Origin of the sequence: Methyloglobulus sp., from assembly GCF_046714055.1 — a bacterium.
Classification (GTDB): domain Bacteria; phylum Pseudomonadota; class Gammaproteobacteria; order Methylococcales; family Methylomonadaceae; genus Methyloglobulus.
On record NZ_JBKKBJ010000135.1, the window covers coordinates 1 to 3,772 of the forward strand.

A 3,772-nucleotide genomic window follows, 5' to 3' on the forward strand; every position below is an offset into this window, starting at 1 on the left:
ATGGAATGGCTAGCCAGCAGGGAAAAAGCTCTTGCCATTATCGCAGGATTACTGAAAAGCGCACCCGAAAAAGCCGCTGAAAAAGTAGAGCAGCTCCTGGATAAAACCAGGAGCCTGGAAAAACAACTGGAACGGTTGCAAGCTCAATTAGCCAGTTCTGCGGGTAGTGAGCTAAGTAGTCAGGCCGTCGAAGTGGTGGGTATCAAGGTGTTAGCCGTTAAATTGGATCAAGTTGACCCCAAGTCTTTACGTGATCTGGTCGATCAATTAAAAAACAAACTGGGCAGTTCCGCTATTGTTTTGGCTACCGTTGAAGGCGATAAAGTCAGCTTGGTTGCCGGAGTTTCCAAAGACCAGATCACCAAGATCAAGGCGGGCGATCTGGTCAATTTTGTTGCCACCAAAGTCGGCGGAAAAGGTGGAGGCCGTCCCGATATGGCAATGGCAGGCGGTAACGATCCATCCGGTTTGGACGGGGCATTGGCGCAAGTACCCGCGTGGATTCAAGCGCAATTGGCACAATAAGGGATTTTTGAAGGATGGCACTTTACGTCTATAAATTTGGCGGCACGTCGGTCGGCTCGGTTGAGCGTATCAAGACGGTTGCGGAAAAAGTCAAGTCTGCCCACGATTCCGGTAACCAGCTTGTCGTAGTCGTTTCCGCGATGAGCGGCGAGACCGACCGCTTGATTGCCCTGGCAAAAGAAATGCAGCAACAACCGACAGAGCGGGAGCTAGATGTATTGGTATCCACTGGCGAACAAGTCACCGTGGCCCTGTTGAGTATGGCTTTACATGCTATTGGCTGTGCGGCCTGTTCCTACACGGGCGGACAGGTCAAAATCCTGACCGATAACAGCCATACCAAAGCGCGGATACTGAATATAGAAGACAAACGACTGCGTGCTCACTTGGATCAGGGAAATATTGTCGTTGTCGCGGGTTTTCAGGGTGTCGATGAACACGGCAATATCACAACCTTGGGGCGCGGTGGTTCGGACACCACCGCTGTCGCGCTGGCGGCCGCGCTAAAAGCCGATGAATGCCATATTTATACCGATGTCGATGGCGTTTACACCACCGATCCGTGCGTGGAACCTAAAGCCCGCAGGCTAGCTAAAATTACCTTTGAAGAAATGCTGGAAATGGCCAGCCTGGGTTCAAAAGTCTTACAGATACGGTCGGTAGAATTTGCCGGAAAATACAATGTCCCCTTACGAGTGCTGTCTTCCTTTACCGAAGGCGCGGGGACGCTTATTACTTACGAGGAATCAGAAATGGAAAGTGCCATAATTTCCGGAATCGCGTTTAACAGGGATGAAGCAAAATTGACCATCAGCGGCGTACCCGATCGGCCTGGAATTGCTTTCAAAATCCTTGGCCCCATTGCCAATGCCAATATTGAGGTCGATATGATCATCCAGAATATTGCCGATGATGCGACCACCGATTTCACCTTCACCGTCCACCGTAATGATTATCAACGGGCTAAAACCGCCCTGGAAAAAACCTGTGCCGAACTGGATGCCAAAAAAGTGACGGGCGACGACGAAATCGTTAAGGTTTCCATTGTCGGTGTCGGTATGCGTTCCCACGCCGGTATTGCCAGCACCATGTTCCAGGCATTGGCTGGTGAAGGTATCAACATCAAGATGATTTCAACATCAGAAATCAGAATCTCGGTGGTCGTCGATGAAAAGTATTTGGAGCTTGCGGTAAGGACCTTACATGCGGCGTTCAAACTCGATCAGGGTAATCCTTAAGGAATCTCTGAACAAGTTGCTTCAGCCCATGGTTTGACAAGCCCACCACTAACGTAATCAACACAAACCGTTCGTCCTGAGCTTGTCGAAGGACTGTGCAGCCGTAGGTTGGGTTAGGCGCACATCACGAATGTCCCTATGATTGTCACCGGATTGTCCGTGCGCCGTAACCCAACATAATACCTGAAACGCCATTTGTTGGGTTACGACGCGCCCAAGCGTCATACAGGCTTCATCGCCCTACAGTTTGCGCGCCTAACCCAACCTACGATGCTGCTTGTCGAAGGGCTGTGCAGAGCCAACCAAGTAGTACGCTGTGTTTACCATTAAACATCGGAAGATACACGCAGCGTACCACCTGACTATGGCCCTCGTGCATCATCGGGAACAAAGCCAGCGGGCGGCTTACTTGCGTTAGGTGTATTGCCTTGGCGGCCTTGCATCAGGAGGGCGCGGATGCGTTCGCCTTGCTCAAGGCGAACTTTTTCCTGTTCGGCTTGAAGCTTTTCTTCCGCTGCTTTGGCGATGCCTTCCTGATGGCTGCGCCAGGCATCGAAGGTAAACTGCGAAGCAAATGCACCCAGAAACGCACCAAAGGCGATTTGTAGGATGAGTTTCACAGTGAATTATCTTTATTCTGGTGCATCAAGTTTATTCCATCCTTTACCTTGGGATGATTAATTCTACTTTGTCAGATTACATAGTCACCCAATCCAAGCTCGTCATTCCGGCATGGATTGCCGGAATCTAGGCTCCATGGATGGATTTGAGCCTACCATCCTTGGCACTGGATACCCGCTCCCGGCGGGTATGACGAACCTTAGTATAATCTGACAAAGTAGAATTAAGCCGCTGAATAAAATCAGCGGCTTAATCATCCATCTATTAACCCTTATGGTATCGCTGGCAAGGCTGCGGCGATCCCTGCGACCGCATCGTTGCAAGCCGGGTGCCCCCATCCGCTAGTGCTTATACCTGGCATTTGAGCCGCTTGGGGAATTATGTCGTACACGATGTTGTCAGGGCGATCCGCATCGCCGCTGATACCGCCGGGAACAAAGTCAAAGCCAAGCCCACTCCGTGTCCGCCAAGCGATATTGTGATCCGCACAAGAAGAATCACCACTTACGCCGGCAGCGCCCACTAGATCACCGGCTTCATTATAGAGCGCAAGCCCGCCTCCAAACACATTAACCCCGCCGATTTTTTTTCCAACTAAAGGGTCATTATGCTGACCATAATTTTTCGATGGCCCCTTATAAGCCGCAGCGGTGTCAACCGGGTTGCTTTCTTGTAGGCCAAATAGGCTGCCGCCGGGCTGAACGGCCGTATACAGGTTGGCCGTTGAAAGGGCTAGGCCGGGAAGGCTGAACGCATTGGCCGTATTGGCTTTTTGGGCCGAGATGACACGGCTGCCAGGCCACTGGTCGCCCCGGTCAGCGCCAGTAAATGCGACGGCGCAAACAATGCCGTCCCTATCGACAATAGTGCCCCACATATGTAAACCGAAACCGCCATTATCCACACCTTGCGCCGCAATTAAAGCTGTTTTTAGGTCTCCATGAGTAGGCAAGTCTTTGCAGTCGGCAAAAGCGATATTGGACGCAGCCGCCAATGAGCCCACAAGTGCCAGATTAACAATTGTTTTCTTCATTTTTATTTTCCCCAAATGTTGCGGCAGAAATGTCGCTGCCGCTTCGACAAATATTAAACACCCTACAGAGATGCCTAGAAGATGCCTAGAAGATGCCTAGAAGATGCCTGGAAAGTCTAAATGCATTAGTATAATGAAGTCAATACGTATAAATACCTAAAATGAGTATTTTTTGGCAATTTAGCCAAAAAATTCAATTTGTTAGCAAGTAGCCTTGATGCAGCTTGCGGAATCGAGGGTTTTCAGTTCCTAATTAGCCTCGATTTCTTTACACTACATCGAGGCTACTTGCTTGTCTATTCGTATAGACAATCTGCCATATCAGGGAGCCTGATTTTGTGCGGATCGTGCATTT

5 protein-coding genes are annotated in these 3,772 nt (G+C 50.2%); 2 read left to right on the top strand and 3 right to left on the bottom strand.

The window, feature by feature from the left end; all coding sequences use genetic code 11:
- Together ACLQ6D_RS08165 and ACLQ6D_RS08170 are read left to right on the top strand one after the other, a co-directional pair.
- Positions 1-525: DHHA1 domain-containing protein (locus ACLQ6D_RS08165; protein WP_411726789.1), on the top strand; the 525-nt coding region annotated here is incomplete at its 5' end.
- Between the two features lie 14 nt (positions 526-539).
- Entirely contained in the window at positions 540-1,763 is a 1,224-nt protein-coding gene (locus ACLQ6D_RS08170; protein WP_411726790.1) for an aspartate kinase, read from the top strand.
- A gap of 57 nt (positions 1,764-1,820) precedes the next feature.
- On the opposite strand, the gene ACLQ6D_RS08175 is transcribed toward ACLQ6D_RS08170, so the two are convergent.
- The 3 genes from ACLQ6D_RS08175 to ACLQ6D_RS08185 form a co-directional block, all read right to left on the bottom strand.
- Positions 1,821-1,988, bottom strand: a complete 168-nt coding sequence (locus tag ACLQ6D_RS08175) for a hypothetical protein (RefSeq protein ID WP_411726791.1) — start codon at positions 1,986-1,988, stop codon at positions 1,821-1,823.
- A gap of 137 nt (positions 1,989-2,125) precedes the next feature.
- Positions 2,126-2,383, bottom strand: coding sequence for a hypothetical protein (locus ACLQ6D_RS08180; RefSeq protein WP_411726792.1), 258 nt, complete (start codon positions 2,381-2,383; stop codon positions 2,126-2,128).
- A 272-nt stretch (positions 2,384-2,655) separates the two neighbouring features.
- A complete protein-coding gene (locus tag ACLQ6D_RS08185; protein WP_411726793.1) occupies positions 2,656-3,417 on the bottom strand; it encodes a GlcG/HbpS family heme-binding protein in 762 nt (253 codons plus the stop codon).
- Positions 3,418-3,772: the final 355 nt, after the last annotated feature.